Origin of the sequence: Algibacter luteus (assembly GCF_030344935.1) — a bacterium.
Lineage (GTDB): Bacteria > Bacteroidota > Bacteroidia > Flavobacteriales > Flavobacteriaceae > Arenitalea > Arenitalea lutea.
Window position 1 is genome coordinate 302,339 of sequence record NZ_CP128313.1, and the last position, 25,560, is coordinate 327,898.

Below are 25,560 nucleotides of genomic sequence, written 5' to 3' on the forward strand. Positions count from 1 at the left end.
TTTAATCTAAAGCATTAATACCAAGGCGCTTTTCTGTAAATTTTAGTTTTTGCAACACGCTCTCTATTGTTTAATCTTATATGAGTTCTTGTAATTTGCCTGTTTCTGTAACCTAATAAATGAAATAATGGTTTAGCAAAATACCGTGCAACTTTCAAATCAACTTGTAAAATGCCTTCGTTTTTATTTGCCCAAGAAATTCCAGGTAAAAAGGCTAAAAAACTATCTGTTTTTATGCGTCTTAATACGGTAGATAATTTTAGAAAAAACGGTTTTATGGGTTTAATGATAAAAAAACCTTCGGCGCCTTTTTGTTGGTAAAGTGGCATAAAAATATTACCGTTGTAACGAGATTCAATTTCTTTAGTGTTGCTTATGGCTAGTAGCGTTCCTTTTTTAATAGTTTCGAAACTTTTAAAACCATTAAGCATTTTAAAGCGTTCGTTTTTTTGAATTTTATGTAAATACACCACTTCAAATACCTGCTTGGTATTATTAGATTGCTGCTTTAATTGCTCGTAATATTTTGAAAAATTAATAACCGCTTCTTGTTTTAAAACACCTGAATACACTAGGGTTAAATACACAAATGCAATACTATTGGTAATGGCAACAAAATCGTCATGTTGCCCAGATTCAAAACCTAAAGACACATAACCTAATTGATTTATATAACTCAATAACGGACCATTTAAATACTCTTCTATACCTAAAACTATAGGTACTGGAAATTGCTCTGAAAACTTTCTGTTTATTAAGGCATCATTTATTGTAATAAAAGGCAAGGTTTTACTGGATGTTGTGTGCAAATCAACAAAATAAAATGGCGGTTTATGTTTTTCTAAAATTTCATTTAAAATGGTGTTGAGCTCAACTAATTCAGCTTCGTCTTCATTTACATGAGCTTTACTTATAATGTTTTGAATTTGCTGCTTAGTCCAAAGCCTATTTAAATCGTCTTCAATATAACGTTTATGGGCTTTTAAAGCGGTTAAACTTCCCGCAATACCGTAAATAGTGCCAGATACATAGGTGTTATTTATTCCTGCTAAAGCATCTTTTAGAGCAAACACTCCAGAAGTTTCATTACCATGAATACCGCCAAAAAAAATAACCGTCGGACCAGGTTTTGTACCTTCTATTTTACCAAGTATTCTGTTAATTTTTAAACTACTATTTAGTGCCTTGTTGTATACATCAATCATGTAATAAGTCGTTTGAGGTTATTAAACCAATAAGCTTTTTGTTTTTTACAACGGGCAAACAACCAATTGCATGTGTTTTTAATAATTTTATAACCGTTTCATAAGGTGTGTATTCCTCAACAGTGATTAAATCGGTTTTCATTAATTTTGAGACACTATTATGTTTTTCATCGCGCTGATCGATATAGCTTTCAACGTCATTCCAAGTTATCAAACCTAACAGATCTCTATCCCCATTAATAACAGGCATGTGGTGAATGTTTTTCCATTTCATGATATGCAATACCAAATCGATACTGTCTTTTTTATCTACTGAAAATATATCCGAACTTAAAATATGTTTCGCCACATATTTAGTTTTTAAGATTGATTCGTTTTGATGATGCAGCATATCCCATACCGAAACAGGAAAACCTTTTTCTTGTTTATCATAAATATTTGCTGTTAGTATTTGCATAGACTCATACCGCTTATGGCTTTTTAGAAGGTACCTGTAATTTCTAACCATCCATTCTGATCCGTTATAACCTATAACTCTATCATTAATAATTTTTAAGTAATACTCGGCATCTTTTGGAGAAATTCCCATTTTATACAAGCCTTTATATGCCATTGGTAAAAGTTCGTTTAAAATAAGTTCATGGCTTGAAATGTATTTCCCATTCCAATAAAACTGGGTGGCCATACCGTATCTTGCAGCGCTAAAAAAGTTAGTTTTTACATCTTTAAAATCCCATTTATCGCTAATATTATTGTAAGCTTTTGGTTTTCCTAACATGACACCTACCCAAAACATCATGTTTGCAATTTCATCAACAGTTGTTGGTCCAGAAGGAATGTATCTGTTTTCAATTCGTAAATGAGGTTTTCCGTTGGTTAAACCATAACAGACTCTGTTCCAAGGGTAAACGGTACCATTATGCAATTGCAAAGCTTTTAACTTTGGGATTTCGTTGTTTTTTAGCATATCTACACTGTTTCGAATAAAATGCGTGGTTAAAAAACTCCTAAATCGGGCTATATTATTTTTAAAAATATCGGTTATTGAGCCGCGTTCCCAATCGGTTCCGAAACTTACTCTAGAAGGTTTGTCATTTAATAAATACGAATTTGCTCTGGTATCTATGCTTTGTGTAAAAAGTGCAATTCTAGTTTCGCTCCATAATTCTTTTCCAAATAATAAAGGAGAATTTGTACAAACACTTAAAATAGGACCCGCAATGGCTTGTGCCCAATTATAATTATCTACAAAATTTTTAGCAGCAAACTGCAAATGCATTTGAAAACTGGTATTACAACCTTCTAACATAACAGAATCGTGTAATAAATTAAGCTCATCTACACCTTTTATATGAATATCGAAACTGGTTCTTCTACTTGATTTAATGGCATCATTTAAAACGGAATATCGTTCAACATTGGTCATGTTATCTTCGCCAACATTATTAACTGATAAGGATGGTAAAATGCCTGTTAGAATAATTTTACCATCGTTCTTAGCCACAACATCTTTAGCCTTTTTTAAATAGCTATTTAATTGTTTGTGTAATTTTGAAAAACAATCTCCTACTAGAATTAAAGGGTCTAAGTTTAGTTCTAGGTTATAATTCCCAATTTCGGTTGTAAAATGCTCGTCGTTAATTTCTTCTAAAATCTCTAACGAATTACTCTCGGGCAAAAACTGATTATTAACTAAACAAAATTCTTGTTCTGCTCCGATTCTAATCGGGCCTTCTTCAATCATGTTTTTTTCAATCATGAGGTCTAGGGCTTCTATATCATTTATCAAATGATGGATATAATTAGCTCTATCTTTTTTAGTATTTAGTTTTGTAACACTTAAATCTCCCATAATCGTTTAATTTAAATTCGTTGTAACATACCAATATACCTTAGTTTAAGCGTTTTAAAAATGATTTTTGTCATGTTGCCCCTTGTTACGCTTGGTGTGAATTGTTATTAGTATTTTTGTAAGCATAAATCTATTTATGACTGCAACCTATTCGAAAAAAGAAAAGCTTAAAAGCAAAAAACTTATAGACCAATTGTTTACTGAAGGACAATCGGTTTCTGCGTTTCCGTTGCGTTTAGTGTATTTAGGCACTACTTTTGATGATGATGTTATAGCTAAAACGGGCGTTTCAGTGAGCAAAAGGCATTTTAAAACAGCGGTTGCTAGAAACAGGATCAAACGTTTGTTAAGAGAAGCTTATAGGCTAAATAAAGCGAGCTTTTTTAACAATTTAACAACACAACACGCGTTTATGATTTTGTACATTGGCAAGGACATGCCCACCTTTGTGCAAGTTGAAAGTAAAATGAAAATGGTATTTGATAAGTTTTCCAGCAAGCTTACAAATCCTTAATATCGACTACTTATGAAATTTGTTTCCTATTTATTAATATTAATGTTGCCTTTGATGTGCTCTAAAGGGCCTTCTGAATATGCAAATACTGTAGATTATAGCGATCAAGAAATGGTTTTTGAGGAAGCCTCAAATATAAACGGTATGGTCTCTGTCCCAGCGGAGGCTTCACCGCAAAAAATAATAAAAACCTCATATTTAAAATTTGAAACAAAAGATTTAGACAAAACTTATCTTCAAATTAAAAAGGCTATACAAGATAATAATGGGTATATTCAAGATGATAATTCAAATAAATCATACAATACCATTACAAGACATTTAATTGTTAGAGTACCTACTAGTAACTTTCAAAAAACCTTAGATGCTGTAAGCAAAGACGTATCGTTTTTTGACGCTAAACGAGTTTCTGCAAAAGATGTTACTGAAGAATTTATAGACTTAGAGGCCCGTTTAAAAGCAAAACAAACTTTAGAAAATCGATATTTAGAATTACTTACCAAAGCAAAAACCGTAAAGGAAATGCTTGAAATAGAACGCGAACTTTCTAATATTCGAGAAGAAATTGAAGCGAAGCAAGGACGCTTAAAATATCTTCAAGATAAAGTGTCGTTGAGCACCCTCGATATAGAATTTTATAAATTAACTTCAGAAACACCCATTACAACCTCTTATGGAACCAAAATGTGGAATGCCATAAAATCTGGTTTTAATGGTATTTCAATATTTTTCTTAGGTATATTACACATCTGGCCATTTATTTTAATTCTTGTTTTTGCAGGATTTCTTATTAAAAAATGGCTTAAAAAAAGTAAAAAATGAAACATATTCTTAAAAAGAAAATACTAATTCCATTGCTTGCAGGTATTGTTTTTATTTCAACCTCAGCGTTTAAAAACGACTTTTTTGAAATTGCGAAGCAAATTGAAATTTTCACCACGTTGTTTAAGGAATTAAACATGAATTATGTGGATGAAACCAACCCGGGAGATTTAATGGATACGGCTATAAAAAGCATGTTAAGCGATCTAGATCCGTACACCAATTTTATGAACGAGCAAGATGTTGAATCTGCTAGAATTAATAATACCGGCGATTATACCGGAATTGGCGCTAGAATAAAAACCAAAAAAGATAAGTTGGTCGTTATTGAGCCTTATAAAGATTATCCTGCAGATAAGGCGGGTTTAAAGGCTGGAGACGAAATTATAAAAGTTGGTAATATTTCTATTGTAGATTATGATGATAATGCAGGTGAATTATTAAAAGGTGCACCAGATTCTTCAATAGAAGTAACTTACAATCGTCAAGGAAAAACACAAACTGCCACCATAAAACGTGCAGAGGTTGAAATTAAAGCAGTGCCTCATTTTTCTATGATTAATAATAAAACAGGATATATTGTTTTAAGTCAGTTTAGTAGAAAAGCACATGCTGAAACCAATTATGCGCTGCGCGATTTAAAAGCTCAGGGTGCAGAAAATATTATTCTAGATTTACGTGGCAACCCTGGTGGTCTAGTAAACGAAGCTATAAAAATTGTAAACCTTTTTGTACCGAAAGGTCAATTGGTAGTGACAACAAAATCTAAAGTTAAAAAATACAACCGAACTTATATAACACCAAGCGACCCTATAGATGCTAAAATTCCGTTGGTGGTTTTAATTGATGGAAGTAGTGCATCGGCTAGCGAAATTGTTTCTGGCGCCCTTCAAGATTTAGATCGTGCCGTAATTGTTGGGTCTAGAAGTTTTGGAAAAGGCCTAGTACAGCGTCCGAAAGCCTTAACCTACGGTACCCAAGTAAAAATTACCATTTCTAGATATTATACACCTTCTGGTAGATGTATTCAGGCATTAGATTATTGGAATAGAAATGAAAAAGGCGAAGCGGTAAAAGTGAAACAAGAAAATTACAACGCCTTTAAAACTAAAAACGGAAGACAAGTTTTTGATGGTGGCGGTGTATTTCCTGATGTGCAAATTGGTAATCATAAAATATCACCAATTACAACTGCTATTGTTAATAATGATTTGGTTTTCGACTTTTCTACCAACTATTATTACAATCATACTATTGATGATATAAACAACCTAAAGTTGACTGATAAGGATTTCTTAGATTTTAAGAATTACTTAAAAGAAAACAATTTTTCATTTGAAACAGAAACAGAAAAAGCCCTTAAAAAAGCCTTTGAAACTTCTAAAAAAGAAGAACTGAATGATAATATTGAAAACGATTATAACACATTAATTACAAATTTAAATGCCTCAAAAACCAGTGTTATTGATGAAAATAAAGACTATTTAATAGATTTGTTAACGCAAGACATTGTAAAACGCTACGTGTATAGAGAAGGATTATACGAATATTTAGAAGAGCATGATTCTGAAATTAAAAAAGCAACTGAAATACTTAGCAACACATCAACCTATCAAGGTTATTTAAAATAAAAAAGGCTTTATATCCGGCAAACCCTTTGGATAAAAGACAACTGGCATGATTTTAGATTAAAAATAGTATATTTAACACCTATTCAGTGCCCTTCTATGAATAAATTAGTAGTATTAATATTAATCTCATTTAGTAGTGTTTTTGGTTTTTCGCAAAACAAATTAACACACGAAGTTTATTTTGATACCGATAAATACGAGGTTCCTAGTACTGAAGAGAATCGTTTACTTCTATTTATTTCTTCGTTAAACGATGTTGATATTGAATCGATTTCAATTTTTGGGTTTTGTGATGACAGAGGTGCGGATACCTATAACTTAATTCTTTCGCAGCAACGCGCCGATGCTATAAAAGCTGTTTTTGCTAATAATGAAATAAGCGAAACACTTATAACAAATGTTGATGGTAAAGGTGAAATACTGATTAAAATTGTTGAGGAAGAAAATCTTTTAAAAATTAGAGGTCTAAATAGGAAAGTTGAAATTATAGTAAAACCTAAACAGCCCAAAGTAAAAGAGGTTGTAAAAGAAAAAAAACCTAAAGAAAAAGGAGTTGTAGATTTAATTAAAGAAAGTACCAAAGGTGATAAAATCTTGTTTAAAAATATTTTATTCAAAACAGGTTACGCCTCGGTTACTCCAGATTCTAAAAAAACATTAGAATCGATTGCTAAAGCGCTTTTAGAGCGTGATGATATATATTTCACAATACAGGGTCATGTGTGTTGTACCCAGAACACCAGAGATGCGGTAAACAGGAAAACAAAAAAACAAAACCTATCTGAAGCCAGGGCTAAATATGTTTACGATTATTTTGCAAATAAAGGCATAGATAAAAAACGAATGCGTCATTTAGGTATGCGAAGAAAATTTCCACTAGGTGGTGATCCAAAATTTGATAGACGTGTAGAAATACTAATCACCCATGTGGGTGATGAAGCTAAATAAACTTCAATGTGCTCCAAAACTAAGTTTATTCTTATTAGTTTCTGTTTTATTACATATTACAGTTACAGCCAAAATACCTTTGTGCCAGACGATAATTTTGAACAAGCTTTAATCGATTTAGGTTATGATACCGTATTAGACGATAATGTCTTGACTGCAAACATTAGCGGTATTACAGATTTAGACGTGATTAACCTAAATATTTCAGATTTAACTGGGATAGAAGATTTTATAAGTTTAACAAATTTGGACTGCTCTAACAACCAGCTTACTAGTTTAAATGTTTCGCAAAACACCAATTTAATAGAGTTGTATTGTAGCGCGAATCAACTACCAAGTTTAGATGTTACTAACCTGCCAAACTTGGTGCGATTATGGTGTTTTAATAATCAATTATCAAACTTAGATGTCACGCAAAATCCTGGGTTAATTTCATTGCGTTGTGAAAATAATCAACTCACAAGTCTGGATACATCAAGTAATATCAACTTAAATGTTTTGGCTTGCGAACAAAATCTAATCACCACTCTCGATGTTTCAAATAGCCTTAATTTAAATAGATTTCAGTGTGGAAATAATAGATTAACAAACCTAAATATCATTGCGAACACCAATTTATCATATCTAGGTTGTGAACAAAATTTTCTAACACAACTTAATGTTTCTAATAACTCGCAATTATCTTTTTTATATTGTTTTAATAATCAACTTACGGAATTAAACCTAAGTTCAAACCCTAATATTTCAGAGCTCGATTGCAGCCAAAATCAACTATGTTCATTAAATCTTAAAAACGAAAATAACAGTAATTTCACCTCTGTTAATTTCGATTTAAACCCAGATTTAAGTTGTGTTGTGGTCGATAATCCTAATGCAAATCATTCCAATTGGGTGCCTACAACATTTTCAAATTATGTGAACACGCCTGCGGCCTGCAGCAATTTTGTTCCAGTTGATGATCTAGAAAATGTTATAGCCACAAGTTATACCTTACCAACACTAAATAATGGTAGCTATTTTACTGCTTCTGGTGGTTTAGGAAACTCTTTAAATCCTGGTGATGTGATTACCTCATCACAAACCATTTATATTTATAATGCTACCGCCTGTAATAGTAATGAAAGTAGCTTTATTGTAATCATAAATAATGAGGACTATTTTATTCCAAAATATTTTACACCAAATAATGATGGTACTAATGATGTTTGGCAAGTTTATGATAGATTAAAACTCGTAAATCATATTTCTATTTATAACCGAAATGGCAAACTTTTGAAATTTTTACCAAATAGCGACTCAAGTTGGGATGGTACATTAAATGGTGAGTTGTTACCAAGTGATAGTTATTGGTATGAAATTATACTAAACTCTCGTGAAGTTTTACGTGGCTATTTTGCTTTAAAACGTTAGTTACGTAGCATAGCAATATGCGGAATACCATCTTCTAAATAGTCTTCACCTATTTGTTTATAGCCTAAATTCTGGTAGAAATTTGATAAATATTTTTGAGCCGATATTTTAATTTTAGTTTCATTAAAATTCGTTTTTATCGCTTCGGCAGAAGCGTTCATAATATCATAACCATATTTAAATGCTCTCTCGTTTTTAGCAACTACTACTCTACCGATACTTGCAAATTCAAAATAATCACCAGGTTTAAAAACGCGTGTGTATGCCACTAATTTTTTATTTTTAAAACCTAAAACGTGCAACGCTTTTTCATCTTTACCATCTAAATCTTGATACACGCAATCCTGTTCAACCACAAATACTTCGCTTCTAAGCTGAAGTAAATCGTAAAGCTCTTGAGTACTTAATTCAGCAAAGGTTTTAATTTTTATTTCTAGCATTTTTTTAATCCTGAACAATTACATCTTTAGCATCATCTTTACCAAACTCTGGTTGAATGTTAACGTGATTAATATCGTATTTTTTAAAAACTAAATCTTCAATTTCATGAAGAATGGTATCAAATTGAGATAAAGTAATATCTTGATTAAAATCGATATGAGCTTCTAAGTGAATTTCATCTTCATTTAGTTGCCAAACATGCACATGGTGTACGTTTTTAATACTCTCAAAGGCATTGATTTCATTAACAATCTTTTTTATTGGAATGGCATCTGGAGTAAACAACATGAGTACTTTAGTAGACGTTTTAAGTAAATCGTAACCCATCCATATTAAATACAAAGCAATAATAAAAGTAAGCACACTATCCACCCAAAAAACTTGGTAGTACTTCATTAACAAACCGCCAATTAAAACGGCAACACTAGCCATCATATCTGTAAATAAATGCAGGTAGGCGCTTTTCATATTCATGTTAGCTTCAGCATCTTTTTTTAACAAAAGCACACTAAACCCATTTCCTAAAATAGCTATAACAGATAGCCAAATAACTAAATTTGACTCTATTTCCTGCGGGTTTTTAAAACGATTTATTGCCTCTATAATTAATAAAACAGCAACAATAATTAATGTAGAAGCATTAATAAATGCAGCTAAAATTTCAGCGCGTTTATAACCAAATGTTTTATGAAAAGAGGCTTTCTTCTTAGTTAACCTATTCGCAACATAACTTACCACCAACGAAAGTACATCGCTAAAATTGTGAAGTGCATCACTTAGTAAAGCTAAACTTCCAGATAAAATACCACCTATAACTTGCGCAACGGTTATCCCTATATTTAATAAAATAGAAATAAGCAGGTTGCGGCCTTTTAAGTCGTTATGGTTGTGTGTGTGATTATGCGAATGGTTGTGCCCCATTTAACAAGATAAAGGAATTTTATCTATTCTTCTTTGGTGTCTTCCGCCTTCAAAATCTGTATTTAAAAAAGTTTCAACCATTTCTAAAGCTTGTGGTATTGCTGTATAACGCGACGGGATGCATAAAATATTAGCGTTGTTATGTAATCGTGTTAAGTTTACAATTTCTTTATTCCAGCATAAACCTGCTCTTACTTCTTTATATTTATTTGCAGTCATTGCAACACCATTACCACTACCACAAATTAAAATACCAAAATCAACTTTATTTTCAGATACATCTTTAGCAACAGGGTGTACAAAGTCTGGATAATCAGCGCTATCATTGGTATCTGTACCGTAATTATTAACTTTAATTCCTTTAGATTCTAATAAAGATAGTATAGCAAATTTATATTCGGTTCCGGCGTGATCGTTTCCTATTGAAATTGTCATTATTTAATATATTATATTAGGTTTAACAAAGGTACTAATTATAAATAATGTTCATTCAAATATTCATTACATGTTAATAACTGTTTGTTACTTTGTGAAACAAAAATTAGGATAAATCGATTAATTTTTCAACCCATAACATTTAGTTCATACACAAATTAGTTAATGTAAATTTTTGGTTAATTTATCAGCACTAAATTGTATACTTATAAGTCATGTGAGTAGAAATTCTTATTAAAAAAAGTTGTTAATAGGAGTTTATAACAGTTGTTAATAGATTTCTTAAAGTACTTAAAATTAAACAAGTTAAGTCTATTAAAAATGTTCATTTCATATCAACAAGAATATATAAAACACATATCAAAAGAAAAGATAAAAAAGTTATACCACATATTAACACACTATAATAACCACCATTTATATTTTTAAATTTTAAAAAAAAATTATTATATAATATATAATGTGGATAACTTCAATTAATAATAAAATAACAAAGGTTAAAATTTAAAACCGTAGCTTTGTAAAATAAATAGCAATCTCTTCTCCTAATATTGAGCTATTTAATAACAAAATTTCCTTAACCTTAAGGAATAAATATGATTACAAAATTAAATGACAAGAAAAAGAAAAGGGAAATCCAAGAATAAAGGAATTTCCAACCTTACAAATACAATCTTAAGTATTTTAAAAAAAGAAAGAAATCAAAGTTTTAATTATAAACAAATTGCTGCTAAACTCGGTGTAAATGATGCTAGTAGTCGAAATCAAATTATAAAAACTCTAGCTAAACTAGCTGTTCAGAAAGAAATAGAAGAAGTTGAACGTGGCAAGTTTAGAGCTATCATTAATACAGAATATCATACAGGTATTTTAGATTTAGCTGCAAAAGGAAACGGTTACGTTATTTGCGAAGATTTTGAAGACGATGTTTTTATCGCTTCAAATAATATTAATAGAGCTTTAAATGGTGATGAAGTAGAATTTTATGCTTACAAACGCAGAAAACGTGGTAAGTTAGAAGGTGAAATTACTAATGTTATAAAACGAGCAAAATCTGAATATGTTGGTGTAATTCAAATTATAGAAAATAAAAATTTTGCTTTTGTAGTACCAGATAGTAATAAAATGTACAAAGATATTTTTGTACCAATTAATAAAATAAATAAGGCCGAAGATGGCGATAAAGTTTTAGTAACACTTGAAGATTGGCCTGAAAAAGCAGATTCACCTTACGGAAGAGTCATTCAAGTTCTTGGGAAACCTGGAGATCATAATACAGAAATTCATGCCATACTTGCGGAATACGGTTTACCTCATGAATTTCCTCATGAAGTTGAAGCTTATGCAAATCAATTAGATACTTCTATTACAAAAGAAGAAATTGCTAAACGACGCGATATGCGTAAAGATTTAACTTTTACTATAGATCCGAAAGACGCTAAAGATTTTGATGATGCCTTATCGTTTGAAGTTTTAGATAATGGTTTATACGAAATAGGAATTCATATAGCCGATGTGTCGCATTATTTAGAAGAAGGTACTGTTTTAGATGATGAAGCCTACGAACGTGCCACATCGGTGTATTTGGTAGATAGAGTTGTACCTATGCTTCCTGAAGTTTTATCAAACAATGCCTGTTCTTTACGTCCGCATGAAGAAAAATATACATTTTCAGCTGTATTTCAAATTAATGACAAAGCAGAAATAAAAAACGAATGGTTTGGAAGAACGGTAACCTATAGTGATGCACGTTATGCTTATGAAGAAGCTCAGGCAGTAATTGAGAGTAAAACCAATACCATTCCTGCAGATGTTTCATTAACTGGTGAAGCGTATCAAACCGATCAAAAACTAGCTGATGCTATTTTAAAAATGGACGAACTCGCTAAAATTATGCGTGCTCAACGTATGCGAAATGGAGCCATTTCTTTTGATAAGGTTGAAGTGAAATTCAATTTAGATGACAATAATAATCCTGAAGGTGTATTTTTTAAAACCAGTAAAGATGCTAATAAACTTATTGAAGAATTTATGTTGTTGGCAAACAGAAAAGTATCAGAATTTATTGGAAAACAATCGCCTAAAAAAACGTTTGTTTACCGTGTGCATGACGAACCAGACGATAGTAAATTAGCTGCTTTGCAGAATGTGGTAGGTCGTTTTGGATATAAACTTAATTTTAAAGACCGAAAAAGTACAACAGCTTCTTTAAATAATTTATTACAAGAAGTTGTTGGAAAAAAAGAGCAGAATTTGGTAGATACACTTACTATAAGAAGTATGAGTAAAGCTGAATACACAACCCATAATATTGGCCATTATGGATTAGCTTTTAATTATTATAGTCATTTCACTTCACCTATTCGTCGTTATCCCGATGTTATGGCACATCGTTTACTACAACATTATTTAGATGGTGGAAAATCGGTTAATGAAGAGGTTTATGAAGAAAAATGCCAGCATTCCAGTAATATGGAAAATTTAGCTACTAAAGCCGAACGCGATTCTATAAAATATATGCAAATTCGTTTTATGGAAGATCATAAAGATGAAGAATTTGTTGGTGTTATTTCCGGAGTAACCGACTGGGGAATTTATGTTGAAATAATTTCAAATAAATGCGAAGGAATGGTTAGTGTTCGTGATATGAAAGACGACCATTACGCATTCGATCAAGACCAATACGCTATGGTTGGCAGAAAATCGGGTATGACATATCAATTAGGTGATGAAGTTATTGTAAAAGTTAAAAATACAGACTTAGTTAAAAAACACTTAGATTTTAATTTATTAGGTAAACCAGAGTAATAATAACTACTTGTTTTTACTCTTATTTAAATTTTATAACAATGATTCTAACTACAACAAACTCTATTGAAGGGCATAAAATAGAAAATTATTTAGGTATAGTTACAGGAGTTTCAAGTAATATCAAAACGTCATTTTCATTCAAAACCGAAAAGAATATGAATATGATATCAGATATTATTAATAAAGCTAAAGAAGAGGCTTTTCAAAATTTAAAAGCAAATGCTATAAATTTAAAAGCCAATGCTATTGTTGGAATTCAATTAGATATGGAAACCGAAGCGGGCTCTTATTTTTTTGTTTCTGTAACAGGTACGGCTGTAAAAGTTGTTTAACATTCTTAATCTTTTCATAAAGTAAATAAATAAAGGAATAATTCTTGATAGTTTTACGTTGTAGTTGAAAAATATATTTAATGAAAACCTTAGCACATATTCTAGTACTTTTTATATCAATCACTTGTTTTGCTCAACATCCAATCGAAAAAGAAATTGGAGAATTTAGCGAATTAAAAGTTTACGATCTCATTGAAGTGGAGCTTATAAAAGCAGATGTAAACAAAGTAATCATCACTGGAAAAAATACCGAAGATGTTTTAGTGAACAATAAAAATGGCACACTAAAAATAAAAATGAAACTAGAAGAAGCTTTTGATGGTAACAATACAAAAGTGAAACTTTATTACACATCTTTTGATATTCTTGATGCTAATGAAGGTGCTTATATTCATTCAAAAGATGTTATAAAACAATTCGAAATCGATTTAAACGCTCAAGAAGGCGGAAAAATTGATGTAAAAATAGACACGAAATATGTTAATGTAAGAGCTGTAACTGGAGCTAATATTATAACTTCAGGGATTGCTGTTAACCAAGACGTTTCAATCTACATGGGTGGCGATTACGATGGGAAGGGTTTAAAAACTAAAACATCAGAGGTATCAATAAGGATTGCTGGAAATGCGAATATCAATGCTAGTAAAAAAGTAGTTGCAAAAGTGCGTGCTGGTGGAAATATATATATTTATGGTAATCCAGAACAAATTGATGAAAGTAGAGTTTTAGGTGGGAAAATTAATATATTAAAAGAATAAACTATCTTCTATTTCCAAAATAAACCAAACACTAACTATACATAAGTGTTTTTATAGCCCATTTTTAGTACCTTAGTACCTAAACAAAATTGTAAGTTTTGAAAATTCTTAATTGTTTAGTTTGTTTTCTGGTATTCTGGCTTTCTTTGTCTATTCAGGCTCAAGAAAGACCCCCAATTAGTATTTTTAATCCAGATGATTATGGTGCCGACTCTCAAAATTGGTCCGTTTCACAATCTAATGATCGTTATATTTATGTTGCTAATAATAAAGGATTATTAGAGTATAATGGGGCTAAATGGAATTTATATCCATCTCCTAACGAAACTATTCTACGTTGCGTAAAAGTTGTAGACTCATTAATTTATACTGGAAGTTTTCATCAATTCGGATATTGGAAAAAGGATGATTTTGGTGTTTTAAATTATACTTCGCTATCTCAAGAGTTAGATATTGAATTTATTGTAGATGAAGAGTTTTGGAATATTCATAGTTTAGAAAACTGGGTATTGTTTCAATCTTTAAATCGCATCATAATCTATGATAGAATAAAACAGTCGTACAATATTATAAATTCAAAAACTGTTCTTTCAAGACTTTTTAAGGTTGATGAGAACTTATATTTTCAGAATCTAAACAATGGATTATTTAAAATTGAAAACGGAAAAGATGTCTTAGTATCTGAAGACGCAATAATTAAAAACAATGTTATAGTTAATGTTTTTAGTCTAAACGAAGGATTATTAGTCCTTACCCAAGACAACGGATTTTATATTTTAAATGATGAAGGTGTATCACCATGGAATATACCTGCGCGAAGTGCATTAAAAAGTGTAAGTGTTTTTTGTAGTATTAAATTACGCGACAATAGCTTTGTGCTTGGTACTATTTCAGATGGTATAATTCATTTAACAAAAAATGGAGAGATTAATTATAAAATTAATCAATCAGACGGTTTAAGTAATAACACGGTTTTATCGCTTCATGAGGATATTGATAGTAATATTTGGCTGGGATTGGATAACGGCATTAATTGTATAAACATTAAATCGCCTTATCTTATTTTTCATGATAATAATGGAAAAATTGGTAGTGTTTATACTTCGGCAGTTTACAATAACTTTTTATACCTAGGAACAAATCAAGGCCTGTACTATAAACCTTTAAATAGTAATGATAGTTTTAAATTTATAGAAGGTACACAAGGACAAATATGGTGCATTGAAGTTTTTAACAATGAGCTTTTCTGTGGCCATAATATGGGTACGTTTTTAGTGAAAAACAATCAAGCAAAATGGATTTCTGATATTCCTGGAACATGGCAAATTAAATCTTTTGATAATCAAAGTAATTTATTGGTACAAGGAAATTATACGGGTTTACATGTTTTACATAAAAAATCTGGAACTTGGCAACTCAGAAACAAGATTAAAGGTTTTAACATTTCTAGCAGGTATTTTGAGTTTTTAAATAATAACCAAGTTTTTGTAAATCATGAATATAAAGGTGTGTTTAAATTGCAGATTAGCAATGATCTTGAAACGGTTACTTCTTATAAGCTTGATAGTTTGCTTAAAAAAGGCCTCTATTCTAGCTTAACGAAACACAACAATGAGGTATTATACTCGAGTAAAAATGGTGTATATAAATATGACACATCTAAGAACAAATTCGAAAAAGATTCTTTATTAAGTAAATTAATAAACATTGATAAATTTACTTCCGGAAAATTGGTTTCGGATGAAGTTACCAACAAACTTTGGAGTTTTTCATCAGATGGAATTAATTACTTGACTACTTCCAAGTTGAGCGGTGATAAAGAAATAAACTCTATTCATTTTCCTGTAGATGTTAGAAAAGATGTTGTTGGTTTTGAAAACATAGTGCACATTGCTGACGAGAATCACCTTTTAGGAACCACAACAGGTTATATTATTTTTGATTTAAGTATGATTAACAGTTTTGATCATAAGATTAATATCAACCAAATTTCAATTAGTCAATCTAAACATCATGATACTATTAGGTTAGTTAATTTGAAGCATCCAGGAAAATTTAAAAACCAAGAGAATAATTTAAGCATTTCTTATAGTATTTCAGAGTTTTTAAAAACACAGAGGCCAGAATACAGATATCAACTAGAAGGTATTTATAATGAATGGAGCGATTGGACATTGAATGGTAGTGTGTATTTTGAAAACCTACCGCATGGAAAATATACCTTTAGTGTTATGGGTAAGGTAGGTAATCAAGTATCTAACAATACAGAGACCTATACTTTTGAAATTGCCAGACCTTGGTTTTTATCTAATTTAGCAATTGCCGTATATGCTTTGTCAATATTATTATTCTCGTTATTAATGCATAACATTTATAAACGCTATTATAGAAAACAAAGAGAACGGTTAATGTTAAAAACAACAAGAGAATTTGAGTTAAAGGAATTAGAAAACAAACAACAATTGATGCGTTTTAAAAATGAAAAACTCAAAGAAAATATCGAGAATAAAAACAGAGAATTAGCTGCTTCTACCATGAATCTAATTAAGAAAAATCAGTTTTTAAATACTATTAAGAAAGAATTGGAAGCAGCACAAGGGAATAAAAACTTAAATAGTGTTATTAAAATCATAGATAGAAACCTTAATAATACAGACGATTGGAATTTGTTCCAAGAAGCCTTTAATAATGCAGATAAAGATTTCCTTAAAAAGATTAAAACGCTTCACCCTAGTCTAACCTCAAATGATTTACGTTTATGTGCTTATTTACGATTAAATTTATCATCAAAAGAAATAGCACCATTATTAAATATCTCCTCAAGAAGCGTTGAGGTTAAACGCTACAGATTAAGGAAGAAAATGGAATTACCCCACGAATCTAGCTTGACAGACTATATTCTAGAAATTTAAAATCTACAACACACCTGTTAATTACCCATACAATACCACAACACAACATGGTTTATTGTATTGTTGGTGAATTGCTCAATCCCCATAAACACAAGGAAATAGACTATAATTTATCAATTTGATAAAATAATTTAGTTTTTTTTATGGTGTATGTTTTTTGTTGAGGTGGAAAATGCTAATACTTCAAAATCAATAGCTAGATTTACTTAAAACAAAAACTAACAAATTTATGAGACACACGCTATTTAAAATTTTAGCTTTATTCTTTATAACTTATTCTGGAGCACAGAATATAGAGATAAGCGGAAATGTTCAGGATGAAACAGGGTTTCCAATTCCTGGGGCGAATATCATTGTTAAGAACACCTCCAAAGGAACCACAACAGATTTTGATGGTAACTTTGTCTTAGCAGGGGTAGAGACAGGATCTACAATATCTATTAGTTACATAGGTTATGTAACACGAGATATTGTAATTACAGACAGTAAAAAATTAACTATTCAATTACGAGAAGATTTAGCTCAATTAGATGAGGTTGTAGTTGTTGGTTATGGTACACAGAAAAAGAAAGACGTTACGGGTGCGGTATCCATTGTAAGCGCAGCAACTCTAGAAGAGTTAAGGCCAATTGATGCAGCACAGGCATTACAAGGAACATCCGCGGGGGTTTCGGTAACTGCACCTTCTGGTTCTCCTGGTGGAGGATTTAATATATTAATTAGAGGTGTAAGTTCTAATGGTGATAATGGTCCTTTAATCATTATTGATGGTTATAAAGGAGATTTAAACTCTATTAACCCAAGTGATATTGAAACCTTCTCGATACTGAAGGATGCCCAAGCAGCCATTTATGGTATTGAGGGTGCGAATGGTGTTGTTTTAGTGACTACTAAAACCGGTAAGAAAAACTCTAAAGCTAGAATTAGTTATAGTGGGTATACTGGAGTTCAAGAAACAACGCGTGAGTTACCGTATTTAAACGCTACAGAGTATGCTTTAATTCTTAACGAAAGCTACGCGGCAAATGGTCAGACATTGCCTTTTCCTAATGTAAGCGGTTTAGGTACAGGTGTAGATTGGCAAAACGAATTATTTGATACAGCACCAATAACAAATCACAGTTTATCGGTAACTGGTGGTGGAGAAAAAAGCACGTATTACTTTGGTGGTTCTATTTTAGAACAAGATGGTATCGTTGCTAGTGATAAATCAAACTTTCAGAGAGCAAATGCTAAAGTGAAGCTTACTTTTGAACTTTCAGATAAATTAAAGTTCACAACTTCAGCTAACTACTTTAACCAAAATAGAAGAAGTATTGGTGAAAACGCTTTAGGTACACCATTGTTCAACGCGCTTAACTACGCTCCTACATACAGCTTAGATCAACAAGATACATCTGGATTTTTAGGAAATGAAGTGGTTAATCCAATATCTCAAATAGCAAATACGTATAATGAATATAACGGTAGTTCTATCGAGGGTACTTTTCAATTAGAATATGAAGCATTTGAAGGATTTAAAATCACTTCTCGTGTTGGTTTAAAAGCTTATAACGATACTGGAAAATCTTTTAGCCCAATTGTAAATTACGGTTCAGGTAAAGTATTTAATACAGATAGAAGTAGTGTAAGCCAATCTAAAAACGCAAATAATTCTTATACTTGGGATACTTTCGCCACTTATAATAAGGTTTTTGCGGAAGATCATAACACATCATTCACATTAGGTACAAGTGCACAGCGTGCTTGGGGAGATAATATTAGCGCAACAGGTTTTGATGTGCCTAATAACTCTTGGGAATTTGCTGATATTTCTTTAGCAAACGGATTAAGTGAAGCGAAAACAACTGGTTCTTATATTTATGATTCAAGGTTATCTTCATTTTTTGGAAGAGTACAATACGATTATAAAAGCAAGTATTTATTATCTGCAATGATTCGTCGTGATGGATCTTCAGATTTCGCTCCTGAAAATAGAATTGATTATTTCTCATCTGCTACGGCTGGTTGGAAACTTTCAGAAGAAAATTTCTTAAAAGATTCTGAAACTATAAACTTGTTAAAACTTAGAGCAAGTTATGGAACATTAGGTAATAATGTTGGAGACGATTTATATAGAGCTTTATTAAGTGGTGAAGCAACTTATGTTTTTGATGGTGCTTTAATAACAGGTACAGCTAACGGTAGATTACCTAACGCAGATGCAACTTGGGAAACAGCTGAAAAACTAGATATTGGTTTGGATATTAATTTATTTGATAATAAATTAGAGATTGTAGCCGATTATTTTGTTGAAGATAGAAATGATTTATTAATTGGAGGCTTTCCTGTTTCAGGAATCTTAGGTGCAAGTGCACCAGGAGCCGGTTTACCAACAGTTAATGCAGGTACAACAAGAAATAAAGGTCTTGAGCTTTTTCTAAATTACAAACATTCTTTCTCTGATGATGTTTCTTTCGGAATTAGTTATAATGCTACAAAAATTGATGGTGAAGTTACGGCAGTAAGTAACGATATTATATCAGAAGGTGGTTCTTTTAGTGTTGGTCAGCCTGCTATTTCAAGAATGGAAGTAGGACAACCAATTGGTTATTTCTACGGACTTAAATCAGATGGAATTTTCCAAAATCAAGCAGAAGTTAATGCACATCCATCACAAACAGGATTGGGGTCTGCAGCTTCACCTGGAGATATTCGTTACGTAGATGTTAATGGCGATGGTGAAATTACAATCGCGGATAGAACTTATCTTGGTAAACCACAAGCCGATTATATTATGGGTCTTAATTTAAGTTTTAATTATAAAAACTTCGATTTTGGAACTTATATGTATGCAGAATTAGGAAAAGAAACAGTTCGTAATTATGAGCGTGACCAACCTAATGTAAACCGTTTAAATTTATATTTAAACAGATGGACTGGTGAAGGGTCAAGTAATACTGTTCCAAGAGCAACAGTTGGAGCAACAACTAACAAATTGTTTTCAGATTTTTATGTAGAAGATTCTTCATTCTTAAGAATTCAAAACATTCAATTAGGGTATTCATTACCAGGTGATGTTATTGAAAAATTGGGTATCAGTAAATTCCGTTTATATGCTTCTGTTAATAACGCGTTTACGTTTACTAAGTACAACGGTTACGATCCAGCTGCTACAAATGGTAGCGCCATTGGTGGAGGTATAGATTACGGGTTCTACCCAATATCAAGACAGTTTATCTTAGGCTTAAACTTATCAATATAAAATATTTAAAAGATGAAAATATATATAAATAAAATATTAGCAAGTTTAGTAGTATGCGTATTGGCTTTCGGCATATACTCTTGTAGTGACAATTATTTAGAGGAAGTTGAACGATACAGCATTGATTCAGAAAGTTATTTCAATTCTGAAGATGATTATTATAACGCATTAGTTGGCGCATACGATTTGTTGCAAGCATCTTACTTAAACGTTATTCTAGGTGAAATAGCTTCAGATAACACTTTATGTGGTGGCGAAAGTGCAACAGACGTAATTAGTTGGCAACAAATTGACGACATGATTCATACCCCAGTAAATGACGGATTAAAAAGTCTATGGGATTGGATGTATTCTGGAGTTAATAGAGCAAACTTTATCTTAGAATTTCAGGATAAAGCTGATTTTGAAGGAAAAGAAATTATATTAGGTGAAACGCGTTTTTTAAGAGCTTACTATTATTTTGAATTAGTAAAATGGTTTGGTCCTATTCCTCTAAAAGAAACAAGATTTCAATTAGGAGACGAAACTAGCATACCGCGCTCTCCAGTGGCTGATGTTTACGCATTAATTGAATCAGATTTATTGTACGCTATTAATAATTTAAATTATACAGCACCTCAAGTTGGAAGAGCAACTAAAGGTTCTGCACAGGCGCTTTTAGGAAAAGCATATTTATATCAAAATAAATTTGCTCCTGCGGCTACAGTTTTAGATAATTTGATTTTAAACGGACCATATGATTTAGTAAGTGATTATGACACTATTTTTGAAAATGATGGAGAAAACGGTATAGAGTCTGTTTTTGAAGTACAGTATACTGATGCTGAAGGTGCAGGATTTGGTTGTTTACAATGTAGTGAGGGTAACGTTGCTGTTGGATTTAACGGTATCAGAAATTACACAGGCCCTTTATTTGATTCGGGTTTCAGTTTTAATGTACCAACACAAGAAGTTGTTGATGCATTTGAAGCTGGCGATTTACGTAAAGATGTTGCCATTTTAGATATTGAAGCTTGGGCAGCTGCAAATAATGCTACGTTTGGTACAGGTTATGAACATACAGGTTATTTTAATAGAAAATATATTGCCAGACAAGGTGATTTAAATACTGGAGATCAAAACCTTACAAACCCTAATAATTACAGAGCTATACGTTTTGCCGATGTTTTATTAATGGCAGCAGAAGCGTATAACCGTGGAGGTATCAGCGATACTAAAGCGCAACAATATTTAAATAGAGTTAGAGAAAGAGCTTTTGGAGCGCCAAATGATATAACTTCAACAGGAGCTGTTCTTACTGATGCTATTGCTAATGAAAGACGTGTAGAGCTTGTTGGTGAAGGCCACCGTTTTTTCGATTTAGTTAGAACAGGTAGAGGTTCTGAAATAGACGGATTTATTGCAGGTAAACACGAGGTTTTCCCTATTCCTTTTGAAGAAATTCAATTTTCAAACGGTAATTGGGAGCAAAACCCTAACTATTAATAAAAAAATACTATGAAAAAATTTATTAAACACACATTCAGTTTATGTCTTGTAGCGCTAATTGCTTTTAGTTGCTCACAAGATGAAAGCACAGACTATGTAGATGCTATTGTGGCACCTTCAAATGTCTCTGCCGCAGTTAGTGTTACTCAAGATAACACGGGGTTGGTTACTATAACCCCATTAGCACAAGGTGCAGTGAGTTATTCAATTAATTTTGGAGATGGTTCTGAAATAATGGAAGGGATTACTCCGGGTGAAGGTGCAGATCATGTTTATGAAGAAGGTACTTATGATGCAACCATTACAGCATACGGATTAAATGGCTTATCAGCTACAGCAGCTCAAAATGTTGTTGTATCCTTTAAAGCTCCAGAAAATCTTGCAGTTACCATTGAAAATGATTTAGCTATTTCAAAACAAGTAAATGTGACAGCTACAGCTGACTTTGCAATGTTCTTTGAAGTAGATTTTGGAGATGGTTCAGATGTAGTTGAAGCCAATATTGGTGAAATCGCTTCTCACGTCTACCAAGATGCAGGAACGTACACAATTATGGTTACAGCAAAGGGTGCAGCTATAGAAACTACTTCATATTCAGAAGAGTTTGAAGTTACTGCAATTGTACAACCGTTAGCATCGGCGCCAATGCCTAGAAATAGAGCAGCAGAAGATGTTATTTCTATTTTTAGTAGCGCTTATGATAATGTGCCAGACACAAATTATTTCCCAGATTGGGCTCAAGGTAGCCAAGGAAGTAGTTGGGCTATGTTTAATTTAGCTGGAGATGAAATGCTTCAATACATTAATTTAAGCTACCAAGGTATTGCACTAGCAGATGGTGTAACAGTTGATGTTTCAAATATGGAATATTTACACCTTGATGTTTGGACCGCTGATGAAGTTACTGCAATTGAAACTTCGTTAATTAATAATTCTTCAGGAACAGTTACTGAGGCTCCGGTAACAACTAATTTAAATGCAAACGCTTGGACAAGTATTGAAATTCCAATTTCAGCATATACAGATCAAGGATTAACAGTTTCTGAAATTTTTCAATTAAAATTTGTGGGAACACCTTGGGCAGCTGGAACTGTATTTATTGATAATATTTATTTTTATAAACAAGGCGAAGTAACTTCAGGCGGGGTTACACCGTTAACTTTTGAAACTGAATTTTCTCTAGATGCATTCGACGGTGGAGCGACTACAGTCGTTGCTAACCCAGATACAAATGGTAACACTTCTTCAAGTGTTTTAGAACTTGTTAAGGGGTCTGGACAACCATGGGCAGGATCTAAAATTACGATACCAACTCCTTTCGATTTTTCTGGAGGAACTACAGTTACCGCAAAAGTATGGTCGCCAAGAGCTGGATTAAATCTTCTTATGAAATTTGAAGATGCAGTGCCATGGCCGGATGTTACAGGAACAGCAGAAATTATTGCAACAACAACAGTTGCTAATGGCTGGGAAACTTTGTCATTTGATTTTACAGGTATCGATATGGGTATCGACTGGTATAATATGGTACTAATTATGGATAACGGAACTCAAGGAGATGGTTCTGCAAATTATACAATTTATGTAGATGATATTTCTACTAGTCCTGAATTAGATTTTGAACCAGCATTCTCTTTAGATGCATTTGATGGCGGTGGAACATCGGTTGTTTCAAACCCAGATACAAATGGTAATACTTCAGGAAGTGTTTTACAAGTTGTAAAAGGTGCAGGACAGCCATGGGCAGGATCAAAAATTACGGTTCCTATGCCTTTCGATTTTTCTGGAGGAACTACAGTTACCGCAAAAGTATGGTCGCCTAGAGCAGGTCTAAACTTGCTGTTTAAATTTGAAGACGCAGTGCCATGGCCAGATGTTACAGGAACAGCAGAAATTATAGCAACATCAACAGTTGCTAATGGATGGGAAACACTAACATTCGATTTTAGTGGTATCGATATGGGAATTGATTGGTATAACCTTGTTATGATTATTGATAACGGAACTCAAGGAGATGGTTCTGCAAATTATACCATCTATGTAGATGATATTGATATAAACTAATTTAAAGACTCAAAAACATAGAATATGAAAAATATAAAATATTATATAGTAATGATTTTTTCTTTGGCGCTGGTGTTTACTAGTTGTCAAGAAGATGATGCCTCGATAGGCGATATTATTGCGCCATCAAATGTTACAATATCTGCAGAAATTGTGGGTGCTGATGCAGCTAATCCTTATGGAGATGGAAGTGGAATTGTTAATTTTTCTGCTACAGCAAATGATGAGATCACATATCAATTTAATTTTGGTGATGGAAAAACTGGCGTTGCACCTTCAGGACAAATGGCTCACAGATTTACTGTTACAGGTGTGAATACTTTTACGGTAGTTGTTAATGCTGTAGGTACAGGTGGTGTTGTTTCTAGTGCTTCTATGGAAGTAGAAGTATTTAGTTCGTTTGCCGATCCTGAAGCTGAAAATTTATTAGCTGGTGAGTTAGTTGGCGATTCTAAAACGTGGTATTGGGCTGCAAATATTCCATTGCATGTAGGCTTAGGTCCTGTAGAAGATGATTATGGAAATGGCGAGTTTGCATACGAAGCTTGGTGGAATGCTATTGGACCATGGGATGAAGAAAAATACTGTATGTATCAAAATGAGTTTGTGTTTACGCGAACTGCTAATGGTTTAACTTTCGAACAAACTGTTGGTCCAGCTTTTATTCCTGGTACTTATGCATCAGAATTAGGAGTTGCGGGTGATACTTGTCATGATGAAACAGTAGCTACAACTATGTTTGGTGTTAAAAATGTATCGTTTTTACCATCTACATCTAAAGCAGCAACAGAAGGTTCTTATAAAGAAGCACCTTACAGAGGAACCGCATTTGAAATTTCAGATGGTGGATTTATGGGTTGGTATGTAGGTGCAAGCACTTACGATATTATATCTGTAACAGAGGACATGCTACAAGTAAGAATAATTCAAGCGGGTAATGGCTTTGCATGGTATCAAGTGTTTACATCAAGTAAACCAACAGAAGGTGAAGCAGAATTTGAATCGGCTTATAATAACTTAGTTTGGTCTGATGAATTTGATACGGATGGTGCACCAAATGCTGCTAACTGGACCTATGATTTAGGTGCTGGTGGTTGGGGTAACCAAGAAGTACAAACTTACACAAGTGATGCGTCTAATGTTAGCGTTTCAGAAGGGACCTTAAAAATTACTGCTAAAAAAGATGGTAGCGATTATACGTCTGCGAGATTAAAATCCATTGATTTATATGAGTTTAAATATGGTCGTGTTGAGGTTAAAGCAAAACTACCAGCTGCTCAAGGAACATGGCCTGCTATATGGATGTTAGGCGCTAATTTCCCAGATGTTGGATGGCCTGTATGTGGCGAAATTGATATTATGGAGCAAACAGGTGCAGATAAAAATACATCATTAGGAACATTCCATTGGTTTGATACAGGCACTAATGCAAATGCGAGCTACGGTGAAACATTAGCGGTATCTGATACGTCAACAGAGTTTCATTTATACACACTAGAGTGGTCGGCAGAAGAGCTTATTATTTTAGTTGATAATGTACCAGTTGTAAATATCGGAAACAATGCTGATTTACCTTTCTATGATAAAGAATTTTTCTTTATTCTAAATATCGCAATGGGAGGAACCTTAGGAGGTGATATAGATCCTGCGTTTACGGAAGATACCATGGAAATTGATTACGTAAGAGTATATCAATAACAACATATAAAGTAATTATAAAAAGGTCGGTGAAACGCTTTTAACCGACCTTTTTCAACTATAACAGATTAAAA

At 32.4% G+C, this 25,560-nt stretch carries 18 protein-coding genes; 13 read left to right on the forward strand and 5 right to left on the reverse strand.

Translation table 11 applies throughout. The features are described 5' to 3' along the window. Positions 1 to 14: 14 nt before the first annotated feature. Positions 15 to 1,205: a succinylglutamate desuccinylase/aspartoacylase domain-containing protein gene (locus tag O5O44_RS01345; RefSeq protein ID WP_289195426.1), complete on the reverse strand. Its 1,191-nt coding sequence runs from the start codon at positions 1,203 to 1,205 to the stop codon at positions 15 to 17. Next, positions 1,198 to 3,057: a CBS domain-containing protein gene (locus tag O5O44_RS01350; protein ID WP_289195427.1), complete on the reverse strand. Its 1,860-nt coding sequence runs from the start codon at positions 3,055 to 3,057 to the stop codon at positions 1,198 to 1,200. The genes O5O44_RS01345 and O5O44_RS01350 overlap by 8 nt, the downstream gene beginning before the upstream one ends. Before the next feature lie 136 nt (positions 3,058 to 3,193). Here O5O44_RS01350 and rnpA point away from each other — a divergent pair, with 136 nt between their 5' ends. From rnpA to O5O44_RS01375, 5 genes are all read left to right on the forward strand, one after another. Beyond that, positions 3,194 to 3,571 (forward strand): ribonuclease P protein component, encoded by a 378-nt coding sequence (gene rnpA / locus O5O44_RS01355; RefSeq protein WP_289195428.1) that lies wholly within the window; start codon positions 3,194 to 3,196, stop codon positions 3,569 to 3,571. A 12-nt stretch (positions 3,572 to 3,583) separates the two neighbouring features. Beyond that, positions 3,584 to 4,393 (forward strand): DUF4349 domain-containing protein, encoded by an 810-nt coding sequence (locus O5O44_RS01360; protein ID WP_289195429.1) that lies wholly within the window; start codon positions 3,584 to 3,586, stop codon positions 4,391 to 4,393. Then, positions 4,390 to 6,024: a S41 family peptidase gene (locus O5O44_RS01365; protein ID WP_289195430.1), complete on the forward strand. Its 1,635-nt coding sequence runs from the start codon at positions 4,390 to 4,392 to the stop codon at positions 6,022 to 6,024. Before O5O44_RS01360 ends, O5O44_RS01365 begins: the two co-directional genes overlap by 4 nt. A 96-nt stretch (positions 6,025 to 6,120) precedes the next feature. After that, entirely contained in the window at positions 6,121 to 6,972 is an 852-nt protein-coding gene (locus O5O44_RS01370; protein WP_289195431.1) for an OmpA family protein, read from the forward strand. A gap of 6 nt (positions 6,973 to 6,978) precedes the next feature. Further along, a complete protein-coding gene (locus tag O5O44_RS01375) occupies positions 6,979 to 8,382 on the forward strand; it encodes a T9SS type B sorting domain-containing protein (protein WP_289195432.1) in 1,404 nt (467 codons plus the stop codon). On the opposite strand, the gene O5O44_RS01380 is transcribed toward O5O44_RS01375, so the two are convergent. From O5O44_RS01380 to rpiB, 3 genes are read right to left on the reverse strand one after another with little or no spacing between them, the layout of a single operon-like run. Beyond that, positions 8,379 to 8,822 (reverse strand): GNAT family N-acetyltransferase, encoded by a 444-nt coding sequence (locus O5O44_RS01380; RefSeq protein ID WP_289195433.1) that lies wholly within the window; start codon positions 8,820 to 8,822, stop codon positions 8,379 to 8,381. The two genes, O5O44_RS01375 and O5O44_RS01380, sit on opposite strands and share 4 nt — an antisense overlap. 4 nt (positions 8,823 to 8,826) lie before the next feature. Then, complete coding sequence (locus tag O5O44_RS01385) at positions 8,827 to 9,744, reverse strand: cation diffusion facilitator family transporter (protein WP_289195434.1); 918 nt, start codon at positions 9,742 to 9,744, stop codon at positions 8,827 to 8,829. Continuing rightward, the gene (gene rpiB, locus O5O44_RS01390; protein WP_289195435.1) at positions 9,745 to 10,179 is read right to left on the reverse strand and encodes a ribose 5-phosphate isomerase B; all 435 of its coding nucleotides are present in this window, start codon (positions 10,177 to 10,179) and stop codon (positions 9,745 to 9,747) included. A 612-nt stretch (positions 10,180 to 10,791) separates the two neighbouring features. Between rpiB and rnr the strand changes: the two genes are divergently transcribed. The 8 genes from rnr to O5O44_RS01430 all read left to right on the forward strand — a co-directional run bounded on the left by rnr (position 10,792) and on the right by O5O44_RS01430 (position 25,486). Next, complete coding sequence (gene rnr / locus O5O44_RS01395) at positions 10,792 to 12,987, forward strand: ribonuclease R (protein ID WP_289195436.1); 2,196 nt, start codon at positions 10,792 to 10,794, stop codon at positions 12,985 to 12,987. Between the two features lie 41 nt (positions 12,988 to 13,028). Next, complete coding sequence (locus tag O5O44_RS01400) at positions 13,029 to 13,322, forward strand: YbjQ family protein (RefSeq protein ID WP_289195437.1); 294 nt, start codon at positions 13,029 to 13,031, stop codon at positions 13,320 to 13,322. A gap of 80 nt (positions 13,323 to 13,402) precedes the next feature. After that, positions 13,403 to 14,080, forward strand: a complete 678-nt coding sequence (locus tag O5O44_RS01405) for a head GIN domain-containing protein (protein WP_289195438.1) — start codon at positions 13,403 to 13,405, stop codon at positions 14,078 to 14,080. 98 nt (positions 14,081 to 14,178) lie between these two features. Next, positions 14,179 to 16,992: a helix-turn-helix and ligand-binding sensor domain-containing protein gene (locus tag O5O44_RS01410; RefSeq protein WP_289195439.1), complete on the forward strand. Its 2,814-nt coding sequence runs from the start codon at positions 14,179 to 14,181 to the stop codon at positions 16,990 to 16,992. 229 nt (positions 16,993 to 17,221) lie between these two features. Next, positions 17,222 to 20,236 (forward strand): SusC/RagA family TonB-linked outer membrane protein, encoded by a 3,015-nt coding sequence (locus tag O5O44_RS01415; protein ID WP_289195440.1) that lies wholly within the window; start codon positions 17,222 to 17,224, stop codon positions 20,234 to 20,236. Between the two features lie 12 nt (positions 20,237 to 20,248). Continuing rightward, positions 20,249 to 21,721, forward strand: coding sequence for a RagB/SusD family nutrient uptake outer membrane protein (locus O5O44_RS01420; RefSeq protein ID WP_019387958.1), 1,473 nt, complete (start codon positions 20,249 to 20,251; stop codon positions 21,719 to 21,721). A gap of 12 nt (positions 21,722 to 21,733) precedes the next feature. Then, positions 21,734 to 23,788, forward strand: coding sequence for a PKD domain-containing protein (locus O5O44_RS01425; RefSeq protein WP_289195441.1), 2,055 nt, complete (start codon positions 21,734 to 21,736; stop codon positions 23,786 to 23,788). A gap of 24 nt (positions 23,789 to 23,812) precedes the next feature. After that, on the forward strand, positions 23,813 to 25,486 hold the full coding sequence (locus O5O44_RS01430; protein ID WP_289195442.1) for a family 16 glycosylhydrolase: 1,674 nt from the start codon (positions 23,813 to 23,815) through the stop codon (positions 25,484 to 25,486). The last annotated feature ends 74 nt before the right edge of the window (positions 25,487 to 25,560 follow it).

Excerpts from the sequence above, each read along its gene's own strand:
- O5O44_RS01360 (WP_289195429.1), top strand. The coding sequence starts at position 3,584 with ATGAAATTTGTTTCCTATTTATTAATATTAATGTTGCCTTTGATGTGC.
- O5O44_RS01430 (WP_289195442.1), top strand. The coding sequence starts at position 23,813 with ATGAAAAATATAAAATATTATATAGTAATGATTTTTTCTTTGGCGCTG.
- O5O44_RS01375 (WP_289195432.1), top strand. The coding sequence starts at position 6,979 with ATGTGCTCCAAAACTAAGTTTATTCTTATTAGTTTCTGTTTTATTACA.
- O5O44_RS01350 (WP_289195427.1), bottom strand. The coding sequence starts at position 3,057 with ATGGGAGATTTAAGTGTTACAAAACTAAATACTAAAAAAGATAGAGCT.
- O5O44_RS01405 (WP_289195438.1), top strand. The coding sequence starts at position 13,403 with ATGAAAACCTTAGCACATATTCTAGTACTTTTTATATCAATCACTTGT.
- O5O44_RS01370 (WP_289195431.1), top strand. The coding sequence starts at position 6,121 with ATGAATAAATTAGTAGTATTAATATTAATCTCATTTAGTAGTGTTTTT.
- O5O44_RS01425 (WP_289195441.1), top strand. The coding sequence starts at position 21,734 with ATGAAAAAATTTATTAAACACACATTCAGTTTATGTCTTGTAGCGCTA.
- rpiB (WP_289195435.1), bottom strand. The coding sequence starts at position 10,179 with ATGACAATTTCAATAGGAAACGATCACGCCGGAACCGAATATAAATTT.
- O5O44_RS01420 (WP_019387958.1), top strand. The coding sequence starts at position 20,249 with ATGAAAATATATATAAATAAAATATTAGCAAGTTTAGTAGTATGCGTA.
- O5O44_RS01365 (WP_289195430.1), top strand. The coding sequence starts at position 4,390 with ATGAAACATATTCTTAAAAAGAAAATACTAATTCCATTGCTTGCAGGT.
- rnpA (WP_289195428.1), top strand. The coding sequence starts at position 3,194 with ATGACTGCAACCTATTCGAAAAAAGAAAAGCTTAAAAGCAAAAAACTT.
- O5O44_RS01400 (WP_289195437.1), top strand. The coding sequence starts at position 13,029 with ATGATTCTAACTACAACAAACTCTATTGAAGGGCATAAAATAGAAAAT.
- rnr (WP_289195436.1), top strand. The coding sequence starts at position 10,792 with ATGACAAGAAAAAGAAAAGGGAAATCCAAGAATAAAGGAATTTCCAAC.
- O5O44_RS01415 (WP_289195440.1), top strand. The coding sequence starts at position 17,222 with ATGAGACACACGCTATTTAAAATTTTAGCTTTATTCTTTATAACTTAT.
- O5O44_RS01380 (WP_289195433.1), bottom strand. The coding sequence starts at position 8,822 with ATGCTAGAAATAAAAATTAAAACCTTTGCTGAATTAAGTACTCAAGAG.
- O5O44_RS01385 (WP_289195434.1), bottom strand. The coding sequence starts at position 9,744 with ATGGGGCACAACCATTCGCATAATCACACACACAACCATAACGACTTA.
- O5O44_RS01345 (WP_289195426.1), bottom strand. The coding sequence starts at position 1,205 with ATGATTGATGTATACAACAAGGCACTAAATAGTAGTTTAAAAATTAAC.